This is a genomic window from Streptomyces sp. NPDC048659, assembly GCF_040650575.1.
In the GTDB taxonomy this organism is placed as follows: Bacteria; Actinomycetota; Actinomycetes; order Streptomycetales; family Streptomycetaceae; genus Streptomyces.
This window is the reverse complement of sequence record NZ_JBEZHM010000042.1, coordinates 67,744-84,884: the sequence shown is the minus strand read 5'-3', so window position 1 is coordinate 84,884 and position 17,141 is coordinate 67,744. Positions and strand designations below refer to the sequence as shown.

At 75.0% G+C, this 17,141-nt stretch carries 15 protein-coding genes; 10 read left to right on the top strand and 5 right to left on the bottom strand.

What is annotated here, in order from left to right; genetic code table 11:
- Window positions 1–128 precede the first annotated feature (128 nt).
- The gene (locus AB0C99_RS27700; RefSeq protein WP_362480428.1) at window positions 129–1,337 is read right to left on the bottom strand and encodes a thioester domain-containing protein; all 1,209 of its coding nucleotides are present in this window, start codon (window positions 1,335–1,337) and stop codon (window positions 129–131) included.
- A gap of 386 nt (window positions 1,338–1,723) precedes the next feature.
- Between AB0C99_RS27700 and AB0C99_RS27695 the strand changes: the two genes are divergently transcribed.
- The 3 genes from AB0C99_RS27695 (at window position 1,724) to AB0C99_RS27685 (ending at window position 4,830) form a co-directional block, all read left to right on the top strand.
- A complete protein-coding gene (locus AB0C99_RS27695; RefSeq protein ID WP_362480425.1) occupies window positions 1,724–2,749 on the top strand; it encodes a helix-turn-helix transcriptional regulator in 1,026 nt (341 codons plus the stop codon).
- A 168-nt stretch (window positions 2,750–2,917) separates the two neighbouring features.
- Complete coding sequence (locus AB0C99_RS27690) at window positions 2,918–3,646, top strand: tRNA-dependent cyclodipeptide synthase (protein ID WP_362480422.1); 729 nt, start codon at window positions 2,918–2,920, stop codon at window positions 3,644–3,646.
- Window positions 3,643–4,830: a cytochrome P450 gene (locus AB0C99_RS27685; RefSeq protein WP_362480420.1), complete on the top strand. Its 1,188-nt coding sequence runs from the start codon at window positions 3,643–3,645 to the stop codon at window positions 4,828–4,830. Before AB0C99_RS27690 ends, AB0C99_RS27685 begins: the two co-directional genes overlap by 4 nt.
- Before the next feature lie 93 nt (window positions 4,831–4,923).
- On the opposite strand, the gene AB0C99_RS27680 is transcribed toward AB0C99_RS27685, so the two are convergent.
- A complete protein-coding gene (locus AB0C99_RS27680) occupies window positions 4,924–5,199 on the bottom strand; it encodes a hypothetical protein (protein ID WP_362480417.1) in 276 nt (91 codons plus the stop codon).
- A gap of 136 nt (window positions 5,200–5,335) precedes the next feature.
- On the opposite strand from AB0C99_RS27680, the gene AB0C99_RS27675 reads away from it, so the two are divergent.
- Window positions 5,336–5,695: an arsenate reductase family protein gene (locus tag AB0C99_RS27675; RefSeq protein WP_362480414.1), complete on the top strand. Its 360-nt coding sequence runs from the start codon at window positions 5,336–5,338 to the stop codon at window positions 5,693–5,695.
- Between the two features lie 65 nt (window positions 5,696–5,760).
- Here AB0C99_RS27675 and AB0C99_RS27670 read toward each other — a convergent pair whose 3' ends face one another.
- Window positions 5,761–6,663: a Gfo/Idh/MocA family oxidoreductase gene (locus AB0C99_RS27670; RefSeq protein WP_362480412.1), complete on the bottom strand. Its 903-nt coding sequence runs from the start codon at window positions 6,661–6,663 to the stop codon at window positions 5,761–5,763.
- Between the two features lie 337 nt (window positions 6,664–7,000).
- Here AB0C99_RS27670 and AB0C99_RS27665 point away from each other — a divergent pair, with 337 nt between their 5' ends.
- The 4 genes from AB0C99_RS27665 (at window position 7,001) to AB0C99_RS27650 (ending at window position 11,775) form a co-directional block, all read left to right on the top strand.
- On the top strand, window positions 7,001–8,392 hold the full coding sequence (locus AB0C99_RS27665; protein WP_362480409.1) for a hypothetical protein: 1,392 nt from the start codon (window positions 7,001–7,003) through the stop codon (window positions 8,390–8,392).
- Window positions 8,389–9,558: a hypothetical protein gene (locus AB0C99_RS27660; protein WP_362480407.1), complete on the top strand. Its 1,170-nt coding sequence runs from the start codon at window positions 8,389–8,391 to the stop codon at window positions 9,556–9,558. Before AB0C99_RS27665 ends, AB0C99_RS27660 begins: the two co-directional genes overlap by 4 nt.
- 188 nt (window positions 9,559–9,746) lie before the next feature.
- Window positions 9,747–10,778 carry a glutamine synthetase gene (glnII, locus tag AB0C99_RS27655; RefSeq protein WP_362480404.1) on the top strand — a complete coding sequence of 344 codons (1,032 nt, stop codon included), beginning with the start codon at window positions 9,747–9,749 and terminating at the stop codon, window positions 10,776–10,778.
- 418 nt (window positions 10,779–11,196) lie between these two features.
- A complete protein-coding gene (locus AB0C99_RS27650; RefSeq protein ID WP_362480401.1) occupies window positions 11,197–11,775 on the top strand; it encodes a winged helix-turn-helix domain-containing protein in 579 nt (192 codons plus the stop codon).
- Window positions 11,776–11,800: 25 nt separating this feature from the next.
- Here AB0C99_RS27650 and AB0C99_RS27645 read toward each other — a convergent pair whose 3' ends face one another.
- Both AB0C99_RS27645 and AB0C99_RS27640 read right to left on the bottom strand, forming a co-directional pair.
- A complete protein-coding gene (locus tag AB0C99_RS27645; RefSeq protein WP_362480398.1) occupies window positions 11,801–13,243 on the bottom strand; it encodes a PepSY-associated TM helix domain-containing protein in 1,443 nt (480 codons plus the stop codon).
- Between the two features lie 58 nt (window positions 13,244–13,301).
- Window positions 13,302–14,021, bottom strand: coding sequence for a hypothetical protein (locus AB0C99_RS27640; protein ID WP_362480395.1), 720 nt, complete (start codon window positions 14,019–14,021; stop codon window positions 13,302–13,304).
- Between the two features lie 200 nt (window positions 14,022–14,221).
- Here AB0C99_RS27640 and AB0C99_RS27635 point away from each other — a divergent pair, with 200 nt between their 5' ends.
- A complete protein-coding gene (locus tag AB0C99_RS27635; RefSeq protein ID WP_362480392.1) occupies window positions 14,222–15,022 on the top strand; it encodes a tyrosine-protein phosphatase in 801 nt (266 codons plus the stop codon).
- A gap of 123 nt (window positions 15,023–15,145) precedes the next feature.
- Complete coding sequence (locus AB0C99_RS27630) at window positions 15,146–17,083, top strand: hypothetical protein (RefSeq protein WP_362480389.1); 1,938 nt, start codon at window positions 15,146–15,148, stop codon at window positions 17,081–17,083.
- Window positions 17,084–17,141: the final 58 nt, after the last annotated feature.

The window sequence follows — 17,141 nt, the reverse complement described above, 5'->3', positions numbered from 1 at the left end:
GGTGGACCCGGCGGCCGAGGGCGCCGAGCCCGCCGCCGCGCCGGTCGGCCCGTACGACGCCCTCCTGGAGGCCGCCATGTCCGCGCTGCCGGTCGGCATCACGCCGGCCGGGCCCGTCCGTCTTCTCCTCACTCCTCGGTGCGGCAGCGGCGGCGCCACTCGTGGAGCAGGAGCACGAGGAAGCCGGTCCCGGCCAGCCCGCCGGCCGCCACCAGGATGAAGCCGAGGACGGCACTGCTGCCGGTGGAGGCGAGTGCGGTGCCTCCGGTGGGCGTCGTGGGCGTCGCGGGCGTCGTGGGCGGGGCCGTGGAGCGGCTCGGGGACGGGGTCGCCGGGACCGTGGGGGTGGGGGCGGGCGTCGCGGTGGGGGTCCCGGTGGGGGTCGGCGTCGGGGTGGGTGACGGCTCGGCGCCGCCGGTCCACGTCGCCTTCGCCTGGTTGGTGTACGGGATGTCGCCGAGCGCCAGGATCAGGGGCACGGACCGGCCCCCGGTGTCGATGTACTTGGCGCCCGCAGTGGTGGGCACGAGGCCCGCCAACGAGATGGTCGCGCCGCCCTGCCGCGCGTCGGCCGGGACCTTCACGAACAGCGACTCCTCGACCCTGATCGGCGCGGTCAGCTTGCCGGAGGCGTCGGAGAGGGCCTTCCCCTCCGCGTCGGTCAAGGTCACGCCGGCCGCGACGGCCGCCGGGTCGAGGGCCGCCGTGGCCCGGTCGCCCGCGGTGCCGAGCGTCAGGGGGCCGAGCAGCGAACCGGCCGCCCCGGTCACCGTGTCGGGGTCGAGGAACAGCACGGGGAAGTACTCCGGTACGTCCACGGCGTGGGCCACGAGGTAGTCGGCGAGGGCGGCCCCGGCCGGATCCTCCGGAACCGCCTGGACATGATCGGTGAGGCGCCAGACGGCGGCCTGGGTCCCGGCCGCCGCCCCCTCCTCGGAGAGTTCGCGGCCGAGCGTCCTGCCGAGGTCCTCCTTGGGCACCGCCGGATACCCGTGCCGCACCGTCCAGTCGACCTTCGCCGCGTCCCGGTTGCCCTTCAGCGTGGGCACGTCCGACCGGGCGCCCACCCGGTACCCGGTGCCGTCCTTCAGCTCCTCGCGGACGTGGAGGCTGTATCCGAACACCGGCCCGCCGTCGTCGCTCCGCAGCTCGATCAGGCCACCGGACACCTCGTCGCCCGGTCCCCCGGACTGCGTCACGTGCGCGATGCGGCCGCCCCTCACCGTGTGGCTCCCGACGACCAGGACCCCGTCGCCCGCGGCACCGGCACCGGCACCGGTGTCCGCGACCGCCGCGCCACACGTCAGCAGGCCGCTCGCCAGCGTGCCGATCACCATCAGGGCCGTACTTCTCCGCCTCACTACCGTTCTTCTCCTCATCGGGGTCAGCAGGACCCGACCACGCTATGGACGCGCGGACCGGTGGTCGGGCCGAAATCCGCGGCAGTTCCTGCGGACCGGCGCCGCAGGTTCCTGCAGAGGGGAGCAGTCGCGGCTATGCCCCCATAGATCTGTCCTATGCGGTCTCTTCGACTCGGCTCCGCCCATCACCCCTTCGCCCCAGGGGAGTTGCCGGGCCCGGGCCCTGGCGGGCACCGGCCCGAACCGGGGCGGGGCCGGGGCATTGGTCCCGCGCGCTGCGGACTTAGGTCCCTGGGGGCCGGTCCGGTCCTGTTGGACGATCGCCGTCCGGCAGCGGCGAGAGGAAGACCTGGGTGGGCACGATGAACGACACGACGGCGGGTGCGACGGAGGGTGCGGCAGCGGGTGCGACCGAGGGTGCGACGGCGGGCAACATGCTCGCGTTCCTGGGTGTGGGCGCGGGCGAGGAGGCGGTCTACCGCACCGCCCTGCGGTCCCCGGGGATCGACGCCGCCGCCGTCGCCGACGCGTGCGGGACCGACGAGGCGAGCGCCGGGGCCGCGCTCGGCAGGCTGCGGGAGCTCGGCATGGTGGTCACGGACGACGGGCGCACGTTCAGCGGCACGGACCCGGTGTCCGTGATCGACCGGCTGGCCCGGACCCGGATCCACGGGCTCCAGGGCGAGATCCGGCGCGTCGCGTCCTCCCGGCACCTGGCGGAGAGCCTGGCCGAGGAGCAGCGTTCCGGGATGTGCGGCCGGGCCGCCGAGCCGCGCTTCGTCGAGGGCCTGGACCAGGTGGTGGCATGTGTGGACGAGCTGTCGTTCTTCGCCCGCGAGGAACGCCTGACCACCTACCCGGGCCCGATCCTGGCCGCCGCGCACGACGCCGTCAGGAGCTCCGACCTGAAGTACCTGCGGCGGGGCCTGCGGATGCGCACCATCGTGCACGACCGCGCGCTCGACGCCCCGGGGGTCGGCCCCTTCGTGTCGGAACTGGCCGAGCGGGGCGCCCTGGTACGGGGCACGGCCGGACCGCTGGAGCGGATGGTGGTCTTCGACCGGCGGATCGCCCTGGTGGCGGCCGACCCCGCGGACATCACCCGGGGCGCGCTCGTCGTCCGTCATCCCGGCCTGATCTCCCCGCTGCTGGCCCTCTTCGAATCCCGCTGGTCCCGCGCCCGAGGGCCGGCGGCCGAACCGCCGAGCCCCACCGAGCTGCGCGTGCTGCGCACCATGGCTCAGGCGGCCAAGGACGAGGCGGGAGCCCGTCGGCTCGGCATGTCCGTGCGGACCTACAGAAGCCATGTCGCCGCGCTCATCCGCACCCTGGGAGCGCCGAACCGTTTCGGTGCGGCCCTGGCGGCCCGCGAGCGCGGCTGGCTCTGAGCGGCCCCCCTGTGCGACTAACATGCGAACAGGTGACGAATTACTGCCCCTACTCCCCAGTAGGACTCTCGCTCTCCGTGACCGGTCGATAGCGTGTCGTCGTCGCTGCCGCCACACCCGGAGCACTGGGCTCCGCTGGGACTAGCTGGCGCGATGAGGAATCCGAACGTGACTCAGGCGGCTTTCGCCCCTGTAGAGACGCTCCAACTCCAGCCGTACACCGACCATTGCCGCGTCATCGCTGACGAGGGCGCGCACGTGGTCATCGGCGTCTCCCCGGGGAACAGCTACTTCACGGCCCAGCGGCTGCGCGATCTGGCGCGCTGGGGGCTCGCACACTTCGAGACGGTCGACTTCGTCTACACCGATCTGCATGTCGCCGACATGTACGAGGCGCTCGGATACGGGGCGGACGAGGCGCGGCGCAAGGCCGTGAAGAACCTTCGGGGAGTGCGGGCGAAGGTGCACGCGGCGGTGGCCGGGGAGGATCCCTCGGGGCTGCGGCTGCGGGCCCGGGGGATGTCCGAGTTCACGGCGGTGCCGGCCTACCGGACGCTGCACGTCGAGACGGTCGCGGCGGTGGCCGGGGACCCGGTGGTGCGGCGCACCTGCGACGCGCTGGCCGGGATCTTCCTGGCCGGGAAGCTGACACCGGGCCAGGAGATCACCGAGCGGCAGCGGGAGGTGTGCCGGGAGTACATCTGCGCCGAGGTGCCGCTCTTCCTGGACACCCCCGCGATCCTCGGGGTGCCCTCCTCGCTGAACGTCTACCACCAGGCGCTGCCGCTCGCCGACCTGCTGTACGCCCGGGGGTCCGGGCTGCGCGCCTCGCGCAACCAGGGGCACGGCATCCTCACACCGGCCGCACACCGCACGGACGAGGGAGGGTCGCGATGACGGCCACCACGATCGAGACCCTGCCCGCCTTCCCCTTCGACTGGGACGGGACCCGGCTGCCCGAGGAGATCGGGCGGCTGCGGCACGAACCGGTGCGCAGGGTGCGGACCATCGCGGGCGCGGAGGCGTGGCTGGTGTCCTCCTACGGGCTGTGCCGGCAGGTGCTCGAAGACCCCCGGTTCAGCCTGAAGGACACCTCCGCGCCGGGCGCGCCCCGGCAGTACGCGCTGACGATCCCGCCGCACGTGGTCAACAACATGGGCAACATCACCGGGGCGGGGCTGCGCAAGGCGGTGATGAAGGCGATCAGCCCGAAGGCGCCGGGGCTTGAGGAGTGGCTGCGGCGGCGGGCCGGCACGCTGGTCGACGCGCTGCTCGCCGAGGGGGCGCCGGGCGAGCTGCGGGCCGGGTTCGCCGATCCGTACTCGGCGGGGCTGCACTGCCGGATCCTCGGCCTGCCGGAGGAGGACGGGCCGCGGCTGCTGCGCAGCCTGGACGTGGCCTTCATGAACGCGCCGCGCGAGATCGAGGCGGCCCGGCTCAACTGGGACCGGGACATGGCGTACATGGTGGCGCGGCTGGACGACCCGGCGACCGGCGGGCTGATGGCGGAGCTGGCGGCGCTGCGCGGCGACCCGGAGTACGCGCATCTGACGGACGAGATGCTGGCGACCGTGGGGGTGACCTTCTTCGGGGCCGGGGTGATCTCCACCGCCGGGTTCCTGACGATGGCGCTGGTGTCCGTGCTGACCCGGCCGGAGGTGCGGGAGGCGCTGGTCTCGGGCGGGGTCGCCGGGGCGATGGACGAGCTGCTGCGGGTGAACCTGTCCATCGGCGACGGGCTGCCCCGGCTCGCGCTGGAGGACGTGCGGCTGGGCGACGTGCTCGTGCGCGAGGGCGAGCTGGTGCTGGTGCTCGTGGAGGCGGCCAACCACGATCCGGAGCACTTCGCCGACCCGCTGGCCTTCCGGCCCGGCCGGGAGAACGCGGCGGACCACCTCTCCTTCGGCGGCGGCCGGCACTACTGCCCGGCCACCGCGCTCGGGAAGCGGCACGCGGAGCTCGCCCTGGAGACGCTGCTGGACCGGCTGCCGGGGCTGCGGCTCGCGGTGCCGGTCGAACAGCTCGTGTGGCGCACCAACTTCATGAAGCGGCTGCCGGAGCGGCTGCCCGTGGCCTGGTAGGCCCACGGAGCGGTGGTCCGGCGGGGCAGTGGTCCCGCTGGGCGGGAAGGGGCGCTGTCCGGCACCGGTGGTGCCGGACAGCGCCCGCCGGGGTCAGCGGCCGTAGCGGATCAGGGCCCGGACCATGTGGCAGGTGGTGTCGGACGGCGGGTGGATGCCGAGCTGGACGGCGGTCGCGCGTATCTTCGCGTTGGTCGCCCGCGACGGGAGGTAGACGCCCGCGTCGAGCAGGGCGATCGCGAGGCGCATGGCCTTCAGACGGCGGTTGTGGGTGACGTACCACTCGCGGGGGCGCCCCGCGGGCAGCGGCTGCTTCTGGAGCGGCTTCCAGGGCTCGATGGACGGTGTCCGGACGACGGCGAGAGCCATGCGCGACCTCCTGGCGAACGGTGGGCGAGGGCCCTCCCCGGGGCCCTTGCCTTCACCCCCGATTTTAGTCGCCCCCACTGACAATCGCCCCTGGTCGGACGGGCTTTGGCGGTACTTTGGCGGTACGTTGGGGAGCATGGAGATCTGGATCAATCCCGCCTGCTCGAAGTGCCGCGCCGCGCTGACCCTGCTGGACGCCGAGGGCGCCGACTACACCGTGCGCCGCTACCTGGAGGACGTGCCGGGCCCGGACGAGATCCGGGCCGTGCTGGGCCGCCTCGGCCTGGAGCCGTGGGACATCACCCGGACCCAGGAGGCCGCCGCGAAGGAGCTCGGGCTGAAGGACTGGCCCCGGGACGAGGGCGCCCGGGACCGCTGGGTCGAGGCGCTGGCGGCGCACCCGAAGCTGATCCAGCGGCCCATCATCACCGCCGAGGACGGCACGGCCGTCGTCGCCCGCACCGAGGAGGCCGTGCGGGACGCGCTGTCCCGCTGAGCCCCGGGGCCCGGGCCGCGGCCTCCTGAGCCGCTCGGGCTCCCGGGCCCCGGCCCCTGGTCGGCTCAGGCCGTCGCCTGGGTCTCCGCCTCCGCCAGGATCTCGGTGAGCCGGGCCCCGAAGCGCACGTCGCAGGGGTGCGGCTCGCCTGTGCGGACGGCCTCCAGGAGGGCGTCGACCGCGCCGCCGAACGCCTCCAGGGCGCCGTCCCAGCCCGGCATCGTCACCCGCCCCCGCTCCCCGTACAGCGAGAGCGCGGCCTCCGCGGCGCCGGGCGGGGCGCTCAGGGTGAGCGTCGCCGTGCTGCTCGCGCCCGAGGTGTGGCGCAGCACCAGGTGCCGGGTGTCGTCGGGCCCGGGGACGCAGGTCACCGAGGTGACGTCGCCGAGGACCGGCAGGTAGACCGAGAGGACGTGCGGGCCGACGTCCCACAGGCCACCCTTCTCGCGCCGCCACGGCGAGGCCGCGTACGCGCTGTCCGAGCCGGGCGCGAAGAGGGAGCCCAGCCAGTGCGCCTCGCCGAGGAACCAGCCGCCCGCCGCGGCCTGTTCGGCGATCCAGCGGGCGGTGGGCGGCGCGAAGCGCAGGGTGCAGAAGACCACGGAGGCGACGCCCGCGCCCGTCACCGCGTCGGCCAGCTCGCGGGCGGTGCCGGCCGAGGTCGCCACCGGCTTGTCCAGGATCACGTGGCAGCCGGCCGCCGCCGCGCGCGCGGCGAGCGGGGCCTGCACGTCCGGCGGCAGCGCGAGGGCGACGGCGTCGCACGCCTCGAACAGGGCGTCCGCGTCCTCGTACGCGCGGGTGCCGAAGGCGGCGGCCAGCTTCGCGGCGGCCTCGGGCCTGCGGCCCCAGACGCCGGCGAACTCCACGCCCTGGTGCGCCGCGAGGGCGGGCGCGTGGGTGTGCTCGGCCCAGGGGCCGGTGCCGAGCAGTCCGATTCGGGTCTTCGCGCCGGGGATCTTCGTCATGCCCCCAGTCTGCCGCGCCGTTCGGACATCCGGCCGCCCGATATCCGTTCCGGTCCGCCCGCGCGGGTCCGAGGAGGCCGTTCCGGATGCCCGCGCGGGTCCGAGGGATCCGTCCCCGATGCCCGCGCGGTCCCAGGGGATCCGTTCCCGACGTCCGCGCGGTCCCCGGCCCCGTATTCGAGTGGACGGGTGCCCCGTCCCCGGTGTTAGCGTCGGCGGGCCGGCCGCGGGACTTCGGTGCGACTTCCGGGACCTGTCTCTTAAGCATCGTTTTCGCTGTTCGCTCCCCCATTCCCCGGCCGGCGCCCTTGCCTTCGGAGCCCGAGGAGCCCGTCCGATGTCCGACCGCGTCGCCGCCGAGGACGTCCTGCTCTTCGTGAACGCGGCCCTCGCGGCCACCGGGCAGCGCGAGTTCCGGGCCTCGGCCGAGGAGCAGCGGCTCTCCCTGGACTTCCTGCACGCGTACGTGTGCGGCAACTACCGCCCCCTGTACGCCGCCGTGCTGGCCCTCGACGTCAACGACCACAACGCCGCCCTGATCGCGGAGCGGCTGCTGCGCACACCCGGCGAGGGCGGCCCGGGCGAGGGGCGGCTGGTCGCCGCGCGGCTCGCGGTGATGCCGCCGCAGCGCGTGTACCGGCTGTTCGGCGCCCTGCGCGCGGCCGGGGTCAACAACCGGCGCACCCGCGCGATCGTGCGCGACTGGCTGGCCCGGCGCCCCGACCTGGCGCACGACGCCGTGAAGTACCGGCCCGGTCTGAAGGCGGCCGTCCGGCACGCGCACCTGCCGGTGTCCGGGGAGCTCGGGGACTTCCTCTTCGCGCCCGGCCGCCGGACCCGGTACGAGCACCGCGCGCTGGAGGCGTTCCGGCGCGCGCACTACGAGCAGGGGGCGCTGTACGAGCTGCCGTTCACCGTCGCCGAGGGCTTCGCCGCGCGGCACGGGGTGGCCCGTGAGGTGTTCCTGGAGCGGATGGCGCCGCGCATGACGCGCCTGGAGCGGCTGCGCTCGCGCCCCGGGACGGCGGAGCTCGGCACGATGCCGCTGACCCGCCTGGCGCTGTACGTGCTGTCGCTGCCGTTCGCGGAGCGGGCGGAGCGGCGGGCCGAGCTGACGGGCGCGCTGCGGGCCGCCGCCGCGCGGGTGGCGGGGCCGCACGCGGGGAGCTGGGGGCGGGTGGCGGCCGTGCTCGACGACAGCTTCTCGTCATCGGGTTCGGGGGTGAAGCGGCGCCGTCCGCTGGCGGTCGCGCTGGGCTGCCGCTTCCTGCTGGAGACGCTGGCCGCGCCGGGCGGCTTCACGGCGCACTGGACCTCGGGCGGCACCGATCCGTTGCTGGTGCGCCCGTGGGGGGCGACGCCGCTGGGCACCCGGATCCTGGACGCCCTGGACGGCCCGGCGGGCGCCCCGGAGCGGCTGGTGATCGTCTCGGACGGCTGGGACAACGCGCCGCCGGGGCTCGCGGGCGAGGTGCTGCGGGTGTGGCGGGAGCGGCTCGATCCGGGGCACCGGACGAGCGTGGTGCACCTGAACCCCGTATACGACGCGGAGCTCTTCGACGTGCGCCGGCTCGCCCCGGGCGTGCCGACGGCGGGCATCCGGGACGCGGAGGACCTGCCGGCCCTGGTGGAGCTGGCGCGCTTCGCCGAGGGGCGGGAGCGGCTCGCGGCGCTGCGGGCGTATCTGGACCGGCGGGTGGAGCTGTTCCTGAAGGAGGCGGCGCGGTGACGCGGATCGACCTGACGGGCCTGGAGGTCCGGCCGTCCCAGGTGTGGGGCGGGGTGCGGCTGGTGCCGCTGGTGCGCGCGGAGCCCGTCGAGGGGCTGCGGCTGCACCGGCGGATCTACGAGGGAGCCGGGGGCCCCGAGGGATCCTGCGACTCCGGGGGCTCCGGCGGCTCCATCGACCTCGGCGGGGGTGTCACCTACTCCGCCACGTACATCCCGCACGGCTTCGTCGCCGACTGGTCGGAGTCCGGTCAGGAGGCCGCCGCGTACGGGACCCGGCTCGGGGAGGAGCCGCCGGCCGCGATCCCGGTGCGGCGGCTCGCCCGGCGCCACCGGGGCGAGCGGCGGCTGCGCTTCCTGCCGCTGCACCTGGCCCTGGAGGGCTATCTTTCGCTGCACTTCGGCGGGCCGTCGATCGCCTGGGAGGAGTGGTCCGGGCAGGCGGTGCGCCGGGGGCTGTCGCCGCGCGCGGAGGCCGCCTACACGGGCCGGCAGCTGCCGGGGCTCGCGGAGGCGCTGCGGGTGTTCGAGATCCATCCGGGGCAGTGCGGGATGCTGCTGTACGTGTCGGACGCGCTGGCCGCGGCCTTCGTGGTGCCGCACCCCGACGACTACCGGGTGCTGCATCCGACGCTGGTGGAGGACCTGTTCGGGGAGCTGGTGCACCAGTACGCCCTCTATGGGGCGCCGGTCGCCGACTTCACGGTCTCTTTGGAGAGCGCCGCTGTCCATTCGCTGGCCGATCTGCGGGCCGCCGCGCGGGAGCGGGAGCGGGAGTGGGCGCGGGCACACGACGGGCTGATGGCCCGGGACCTGCTGGAGAGCCCGTACGCCTTCGATCAGGTCCACCGGCTGGGCGGCTTCCGGCTGTTCCGCTTCCTGCCGCCGTTCGAGCGCTCGGGGCGGGAGCAGCACATCGGGGAGCTGATCGCCGACCACCGGGGGCGGACGGCGTACCTGAAGACCTTCCGGCTGTCGGAGGCGCAGATCCGGCGGGGCCACCTGTTGCGCCGGCTCGCGGACTGCGACTGGCACCTGGAGCGGACCGCGCGGGCGCTGGGGGCCTCGTACGAGGAGCTGGTGGCGCGGATCCGGCGGGCCGGGTTCGAGACGCTGCTGAACGAGCACGCCGTGGCGCGCCGGGCGCGCGAGCTGAGGGAGGGCTGAGGGAGGACCGACCCGCCCGCGCGGGAGGTCGAGTAACACGGGGTTCACAAACGGGCAACCATCGGGAAATCCGATATTGCGATGCTGCGGCGCAGACACCGCCACCGCAGCTCTCGCAGCGTCGCGAGCGTAGCGAAGCCCGGTGCACCAGCACCCGCACCCGCAGCGCACGCCAAAGGATGAGGCCCGTGACCTTCAAGGCTGAGTACATCTGGATCGACGGCACCGAGCCGACCGCGAAGCTCCGCTCGAAGACCAAGATCATGCCCGGCACGGGTGTCGCCCTGGAGGAGCTGCCGATCTGGGGCTTCGACGGTTCCAGCACCAACCAGGCCAAGGGACACGCCTCGGACCGTGTCCTCAAGCCGGTCTTCTCCTGCCCGGACCCGATCCGCGGCGGCGACGACGTCCTGGTGCTGTGCGAGGTCCTCAACACGGACATGACCCCGCACGAGTCCAACACGCGGGCCGCGCTGGCCGAGGTGTACGCGCGGTACGCCGCCCAGGAGCCGATCTTCGGCATCGAGCAGGAGTACACCTTCTTCGACGGCGAGCGTCCGCTCGGCTTCCCGGTCGGCGGCTTCCCGGCCCCGCAGGGCGGCTACTACTGCGGTGTCGGCGCGGACGAGATCTTCGGCCGTGACGTCGTCGAGGCGCACCTGGAGAACTGCCTCACGGCGGGGCTCGGCATCTCCGGCATCAACGCCGAGGTCATGCCCGGCCAGTGGGAGTTCCAGGTCGGCCCGCTGGCGCCGCTGGAGGTCGCCGACCAGCTGTGGGTGGCCCGCTGGCTGCTCTACCGCACCGCCGAGGACTTCAAGGTCTCCGCGACCCTGGACCCGAAGCCGGTGAAGGGCGACTGGAACGGCGCGGGCGCGCACACCAACTTCTCCACCAAGGCGATGCGCGAGGGCTACGACGCGATCATCACCGCGTGCGAGTCGCTGGGCGAGGGCTCGAAGCCGCTCGACCACGTCAAGAACTACGGCGCGGGCATCGACGACCGGCTGACCGGTCTGCACGAGACCGCCCCGTGGGACAAGTACCACTACGGCGTCTCCGACCGCGGCGCCTCGGTCCGCATCCCGTGGCAGGTCGAGCAGGACGGCAAGGGCTACATCGAGGACCGGCGTCCGAACGCGAACGTCGACCCGTACGTGGTGACCCGCCTGCTCGTGGACACCTGCTGCGCGGCCCTGGAGCGGGCCGGCCAGGTCTGATCCGCCGCCGATCCGCCGCCGATCCGCAGCTGAGCTGCGGCTGATCCGCCACTGATACGTGTGCCCGGAAGGGGCGCCCGCCGTTCCGTACGGTGGGCGCCCCTTCCGGCATGTGGGAAGCACATGTGTGCGGCGCGACACGGCTTTTGGCCGACCGAGGGCTGCCCACCGCACTTCCCTCCTGGTTTAATAGGGATATGGCCAGCATCCAGAACGACACCGCGAAGGGTCGCCCCGACCTCGAGCCGTTCTGGCCTTCCCGGCAGCACCACGACTACGACCGGTGCTGTCGACGCGTGAGGAACGCGTCGGCCCTCTAAAGCCCCCGACCGGTAGGTCCGGTCGTCCGGCCTTCGGCCGACGCGCATGACGTACGACGCCTGTCCGTCCGTAACTCGCGCGAAAGAGTTGAGCTTTCATGGCCCATGTCCAGGCTGCCGCCACCCTGACCCCGCTGCGTCCCCGCGTCGACCGCGCGGACCGCGCGGACCGCCTCGAACGTGCCGACCGGCACCGGCTGCGGGCCGTCGACCCCGACGAGGTCGCCGGTCTCGCCCAGGTCGCCGACTTCCTCCCGCCGGGCGCCACGCTGCTGCCCGCGCCCCAGCACGCCCTGCCCACGCTGCCCGGCCGGCCGCCGATGGTCGGCTACCTCGTGCTGCTCCCCGCCGACCAGCAGCCGCCCGCCCCGGTGGCCCCGGCGCCGCTCGCCGAGCAGGGGCCGGTGGCCATCGACGGCGTCCAGCGGGTCGCCGTCGTGGACGGGCGGGCGCTCGACCTGACGTATCTGGAGTTCGAGCTCCTCGCCCACCTCGTGGCCCACCCGCACCGGGTGCACACCCGCGACCAGCTCGTCACCACGGTGTGGGGGTACGGGCACGTCGGCGACGGCCGGACCGTGGACGTCCACGTGGCCCGGCTGCGCCGCAAGCTGGGCGCCGAGCACCGCCACACGATCCAGACCGTGCGGCGGGTCGGCTACAAGTACACCCCCTGATCGTCCGATCGTCCGATCGCGACGGTCAGGGCCTGGTGGCGGGGTTCCGGTTCCGGAGCCTCGCCACCAGCCCGGCCGCCGCGTCGACCGCCAGGAACAGCAGCAGGCTGAGGCCGAGCAGCGGCACGAACCAGGCCACCAGGGCCACCGCCGCGAGCAGCGGCAGCAGCATCGTCGGCGGCACCTTGCGCCAGGCGCCCCGGGCGACCGGGCGGCCCGGCCGGCGCAGCCACCACATGCGGTAGCCCCACAGGATCAGCAGGACGAGCGCCAGCCCGAGGGCGGCGAGCGCGAGCTGGTTGAACAGGCCGAGGAAGACGCCCATGTGGGCGTCGATGCCGATCCGGGTGAGCTTGGCGAGAAGCGGGTAGTCGGCGAAGCGGAGCTCGTCGAGGACGGTCCCGTCGGCCGGGTTCACGGCCACCGAGTCCAGCTCGACGGGGAACTGCGTGTCGGTCTCCTTCACCACGTAGCCGGTGTCCTCTGCGGGCAGCACGACCGAGATCCTGGGGCTGTCAACGCCGGCCGCGCGGGCCGCCGCGACGGCCTTGTCGATGCCGATGTCCGTGCCCTTCGGGGCGGCCGGGGCCGGCTGGTGGCCCGCGCCGTGGCCCGCGTGCTCGCCGCCGCCCGCCGCGCCGCCGGGGGTGACGGCCGCGGACAGCGCGGGGGTCGCGCCGCCGATCCGGTCCTGCACGGAGCCGATGTTCTCGCCCGCGTACCGCGACCAGGTCAGGCCGGTGGCGGAGAGGGCCACGAGACCGGCCGCCGACCACAGGCCGACCGTGCCGTGCCAGGAGAGGGTGCGGCGGCGGGACTTCGGGCCGCGCTCGGGAACGAACAGCGCGCGGCGGTTCTTCCGGCGGCGGCCGAGCCACAGCAGCAGGCCGCCGAGGGCGACCACCCACAGCCAGCTCGCCGCCAGCTCGCTGTAGTTGCGGCCGAGCTCGCCGAGGTGCAGGTCGACGTGGAGCCCGGAGATCCAGGTGCGCAGCGGGAGCGCGCCCGAGCTGCCGTAGCTGGGCAGCTGCCCGCGTATCTCGGCGGTGTACGGGTCGACGAAGACGCCCATGGAGGTGCCCTCGGGCGCCTCGGGGTCGTCCATCAGGACCCGGGTGGTGGCGCCGGGTTCGGCGCCGGGCCACACGGCGGTGACGGTGCCATCGGGGTTGGCCGCGCGGGCCGCCTCGACCTGGCGGGAGAGCGGCAGCGGGGTCGCGTCGGCGGGGACGGGGACTTCGAGCTCGTGCGCGTACACGAGCTTCTCGGCCGGTACGGACAGGGCGTAGAGCACGCCGCTGAGGGCGGCGACGAGGAGGAACGGGGCGACGAGGACGCCCGCGAAGAAGTGCAGGCGCAGCACGAGCGGGCGCAGGGCCGCCCAGCCGCGCGGCCGGGCGGCGGGTTCGGAGGAGCGGGACTCGGGGGCCTCGGGGGTGTCCGGGCGCGCGAGATCGTCGATGGTCATGAGAGGTCCTGGGAACGTGTGTCGGCAGGGGGAAGCGACCCCCGGGTACCGATCCGCGTCAGACGCGTGCTCCGAGGGCCGTGGTGCGGGGGAACACCGGCCCGGGCGGCCCGCGCCGGGAGACGGTGTGCGCGAGGACCACTCCGCGCAGCCTGCGGGTGTACGGGGCGGTGCGCACCGGCCGGAGGACCGGCGGCACGGGGGCGAGGACCGCCGGCAGCCGCTCGGCGGCGAGCGCGAGGCGCAGCGGCGTGAACGCGGCGGCGGCGACGGCGCGCGCCAGCGTGAACAGCGCGGCCTCGCCCCGAGCGAGCCAGAGGCCGCAGGCCAGGGCGGCGAGCAGGTGCGCGAGGAGCATCCCGGCGCCGGAGCCCGCGCCCATGGCCACGAGGTGGTCCAGGGCGCCCATGCCGGCCATCGAGTCCATGGAGTCGATGGAGGCCATCGAGTTCATGGAGTTCATGGAGCCCATGCCGGGCGCGCCGCCCACGTGGTCCATGCCCGCCATGTGTTCCATGCCCGCCATGCGGCCCGTGCCCGCCAGGTGCCCCATGGAGCCCATGGCCATCGAGGCCATCGAGCCCATGGTGTCGGTGTGGGCCGGTGGCCCGCCGTGCTCCCCGGCGCTGAAGATCAGGTGCAGTGCCCCCTGGACCCCCGTCAGGCCGGTCGCGATGGCGGCCAGGCCCCGGCGGCGGCCGGCGGCGGCCCAGGCGAGGGCGGCCGTGGCGGCGAAGGCCAGGACGAGCGAGAGCACGGGAATCGCGTGGGCAGACATGGACGAATGCCCCACCGCCGCCAAAGTGACGCACACCGCCGCGAAGAGTGCGGCACGGAGGGCGCGCAGCGGCGACCTGGTGTGCGTCATGGTCCGGTCATGCTGCCATCCCCGCCCGGGGCCCGGAAGACCGCCCCCGACACCCATCGGTTACGGTGATCGGAAGACTTGATTTGTACCGTTTTCATAGGAGTCGACACATGCCCGCGATCCCCGCCGCCACGGTCGCCAACCTCCGCGACCTCGGCACCCTGCCGCTCGGTGAGGGCCGCAGCGTCCGCGAGGGCCTGGTCCTCCGTTCCGGGCAGCTCGACCGGCTCGACCCGGCCGACCCGGCGGTGGCCGCGCTCGGCATCCGTACCGTCGTCGACTTCCGCACCGCCGCCGAGCGGACCGCGCGGCCCGACCACGTGCCGGACGGCGGGCGGCTGCTGGTCGCGGACGTGCTCGCGGACTTCCTGGCGACCAGCGGGCTGCCGCCGGCCGCGCAGCTGAAGACGCTGCTCTCCGACCCGGCGCTGGCCGAGGAGCACCTGGGCGGGGGCCGGGCGCAGGACGCCTTCCGGCGCACCTACCGGGCCTTCGTGAACACCGAGTCGGCGCGCGCCTCCTACCGGGCCTTCCTGACCGAGCTGGGCGACCCGTACGCCGGTCCGCTGCTCTTCCACTGCACGGCCGGCAAGGACCGCACGGGCTGGGCGGCGACGATCGTGCTCGTGCTGCTCGGCGCGGACGAGGAGACGGTCATGACCGAGTACCTGGCGGTCAACCCGGGGGTGCGGCAGGCGTTCGCCCCGATGATCGAGGGCTTCACGGCGCAGGGCGGCGACCCCGAGCTGGCGCTGGCGCTGATCGGGGTCGTGCCGGAGTACCTGGAGGCGGCGCTGGACGAGGTCGCGGTGCGGCACGGCTCGATGGAGGCGTACGTGCGCGACGGTCTGGGCGTCCCGGACGAGGTGGTCCGGGTGATCCGGGAACGGCTGACGGTGCACGCGGCGTGATCCGGCGACGGTCGGCGGTGTACGGGGGCTGACCGGCGGGCATCCCCCGCCCGGGGGTCCGTGGGGCCCCTACGGGGGACCCCTCCGGGGTGACCATCGCAAGATTCGCTCGTTCTGCTGAACGTGAGCACCCAGGAACTCGCCCCCTCCGCAGGCCCCTCCCCCGACTCCCCCGGCCCCCTCGACGTGGAGCAGGCCGAGGCCGCGCTGGTCGAGCACTATCCGCGGCTGGTCCGGATCGCCTATCTCGTGCTGCCGCCGTCGCTGGGCCGCAATCGCCGGGTGCTGACCGCGCACGCGCTGGTGCAGCGTTCGCTGCCGCGCCGCAGGACCCCGGCCGCCGCCCTGCCGGGGGCGTGCCGCCCGGAGGACGCGGTGGACCCGGGCTACGCGTACGTACGGGGCGAGGTGCTGCGGCAGGCGCTGACGGCCGGGCTGCCGTTGCGGCGGCGGGCGCTGCCGCGCCGGGCGCAGTTCCCGCCGCTGCTGCCGCAGGTCTGGGGGCTGCGGCTGTTCCCGAGGGCGGGCGGCGCCGACGAACTGGCCCTGGACCAGCGGCTGTCCGCGCTCTCCGGGCCCGGACGCGCGGCCTACGTGCTGCGGGGCCTGGAGCGGCAGGGGGATCCCGAGGTGCTGCGGGTGCTGGCGGCGGCCGGGGCCCCGGACCCGGAGGCGGCGCTGGCCGAGGCGGACGGGGTGGAGGCGGGCGCCGCGCTGCTGGAGTCGCCCGAGTTCGACCCGTGTTCGCTCCAGGCGCGCCCGCCGGACCTGATGCGGCGCCGGCAGCACGGGCGGGCCGCGCTGGCGGCGCTGGCCGCGGTGGTGGTGTGCGGGACGCTGCTCGGGCTGCCCGGGGACGGCTGGGGGCGGAACGGGGCGGCGGCGCCCTCGTACGCGCGCAATCCGGCGGCGGAGGCGGCGCTGGACCCGGCCGGGGTGAAGCGGGTCGGGCCCGCGGAGTGGCGGCTGTCCAGTCGTACGGACTTCTCGGTGTGGCCGGCCCGGGGCACGCTCACTGGTGACACGGCGCTGCTGCGGCGGGCGCTGGCGGTGTGGGCGCGGCCCGGCCCGAGCGTGCAGGCGTCGGCGACGCCCGGGACGCCGGCGGGGCCGCCGATGGCCTCGCCGCAACTGCTGTTCGCCGGGGTCGTGGACGCGGCGCGCGTGGTCCTCTTCTACGACGGGCTGCGGGTGGTGCGGTACGCGGAGCCGGTCGGCGACACGAGCGGGGCGGCACTGGACTTCGCGCGGACGGACGGGGCGGACGCGGTGGGTTCGGCGGCGCTCGTGGTGTCGCGGGCGGCGGGCAACGTGCGCTATCTGACGGCGCCGTGGGTGACGGGGGCGGCGGTCGCCGATCTGCTGCGGCCCGCGAAGGCGTCCTGGCCGCTGGCCCGGGACGCGTCCGGGGTGACGGACCCGCTGCCGAGCCCGGCGACCGCCCGGACCTGCGAGGTGTGGAACGCGCTCCAGCTGAAGGACGCGACGGGCACCCGGCTCCTGGGCGACCTGGGCGAGCTGGCCCCGGCGCGGCTGACCTCGGGCCCGCCGTCGGCGCCGGTGGACGCGACGGGCCCGGCGGCGCGGGAGGCGTGGGCGCGGACGGCCTGCCAGTTGGGCGCGGTGCGCTCGCACGGGGTGCGGGCGGTCAACACCTGGGCGTACGCGGCGCAGCCGCTGCCGGAGGGCGCCGGGCGGGCCGAGTGGCTGTGCGCGCGGGCGGAGACCTGGCGGGGCACGGGCGCGCGGGCGCTGGCGCTGTTCCGGGCGCCGGGGGCGGCGGGGACCGTCGGGACGGCGGCGCTGGCGGCGCGTTCCGAGGGCGGTCCGGCCTGCGGGCCGCGGGAGCCCCGGGTGCTGGCGGGCGTGATGTGGCAGGCGCCGAGCCGGCAGTGGTACGTGGTGGCGGCGGGCACCGGGGACTTCGCGTCGCTGTCGCTGTCGGGCGGGGTGACGGGGCGCGCCGAGGGGCACCTGCTGGCGGTGCGGGCGGCGCCGGGCGGCCGGGCGGACCTGACCGGGACGCTGGCGGACGGGACCCGGGTGGCCGCGCTGCGGTGACGGGGTGGGCGGGGTGGCCCTCCGCACGGAAAAGCCCTGCGTGACCCCTGGTCCTCCC

Excerpts from the sequence above, each read along its gene's own strand:
- AB0C99_RS27700 (WP_362480428.1), bottom strand. The coding sequence starts at position 1,337 with ATGGTGATCGGCACGCTGGCGAGCGGCCTGCTGACGTGTGGCGCGGCG.
- AB0C99_RS27695 (WP_362480425.1), top strand. The coding sequence starts at position 1,724 with ATGAACGACACGACGGCGGGTGCGACGGAGGGTGCGGCAGCGGGTGCG.
- AB0C99_RS27685 (WP_362480420.1), top strand. The coding sequence starts at position 3,643 with ATGACGGCCACCACGATCGAGACCCTGCCCGCCTTCCCCTTCGACTGG.
- AB0C99_RS27680 (WP_362480417.1), bottom strand. The coding sequence starts at position 5,199 with ATGGCTCTCGCCGTCGTCCGGACACCGTCCATCGAGCCCTGGAAGCCG.
- AB0C99_RS27675 (WP_362480414.1), top strand. The coding sequence starts at position 5,336 with ATGGAGATCTGGATCAATCCCGCCTGCTCGAAGTGCCGCGCCGCGCTG.
- AB0C99_RS27670 (WP_362480412.1), bottom strand. The coding sequence starts at position 6,663 with ATGACGAAGATCCCCGGCGCGAAGACCCGAATCGGACTGCTCGGCACC.
- AB0C99_RS27665 (WP_362480409.1), top strand. The coding sequence starts at position 7,001 with ATGTCCGACCGCGTCGCCGCCGAGGACGTCCTGCTCTTCGTGAACGCG.
- AB0C99_RS27650 (WP_362480401.1), top strand. The coding sequence starts at position 11,197 with ATGGCCCATGTCCAGGCTGCCGCCACCCTGACCCCGCTGCGTCCCCGC.
- AB0C99_RS27645 (WP_362480398.1), bottom strand. The coding sequence starts at position 13,243 with ATGACCATCGACGATCTCGCGCGCCCGGACACCCCCGAGGCCCCCGAG.
- AB0C99_RS27640 (WP_362480395.1), bottom strand. The coding sequence starts at position 14,021 with ATGTCTGCCCACGCGATTCCCGTGCTCTCGCTCGTCCTGGCCTTCGCC.
- AB0C99_RS27635 (WP_362480392.1), top strand. The coding sequence starts at position 14,222 with ATGCCCGCGATCCCCGCCGCCACGGTCGCCAACCTCCGCGACCTCGGC.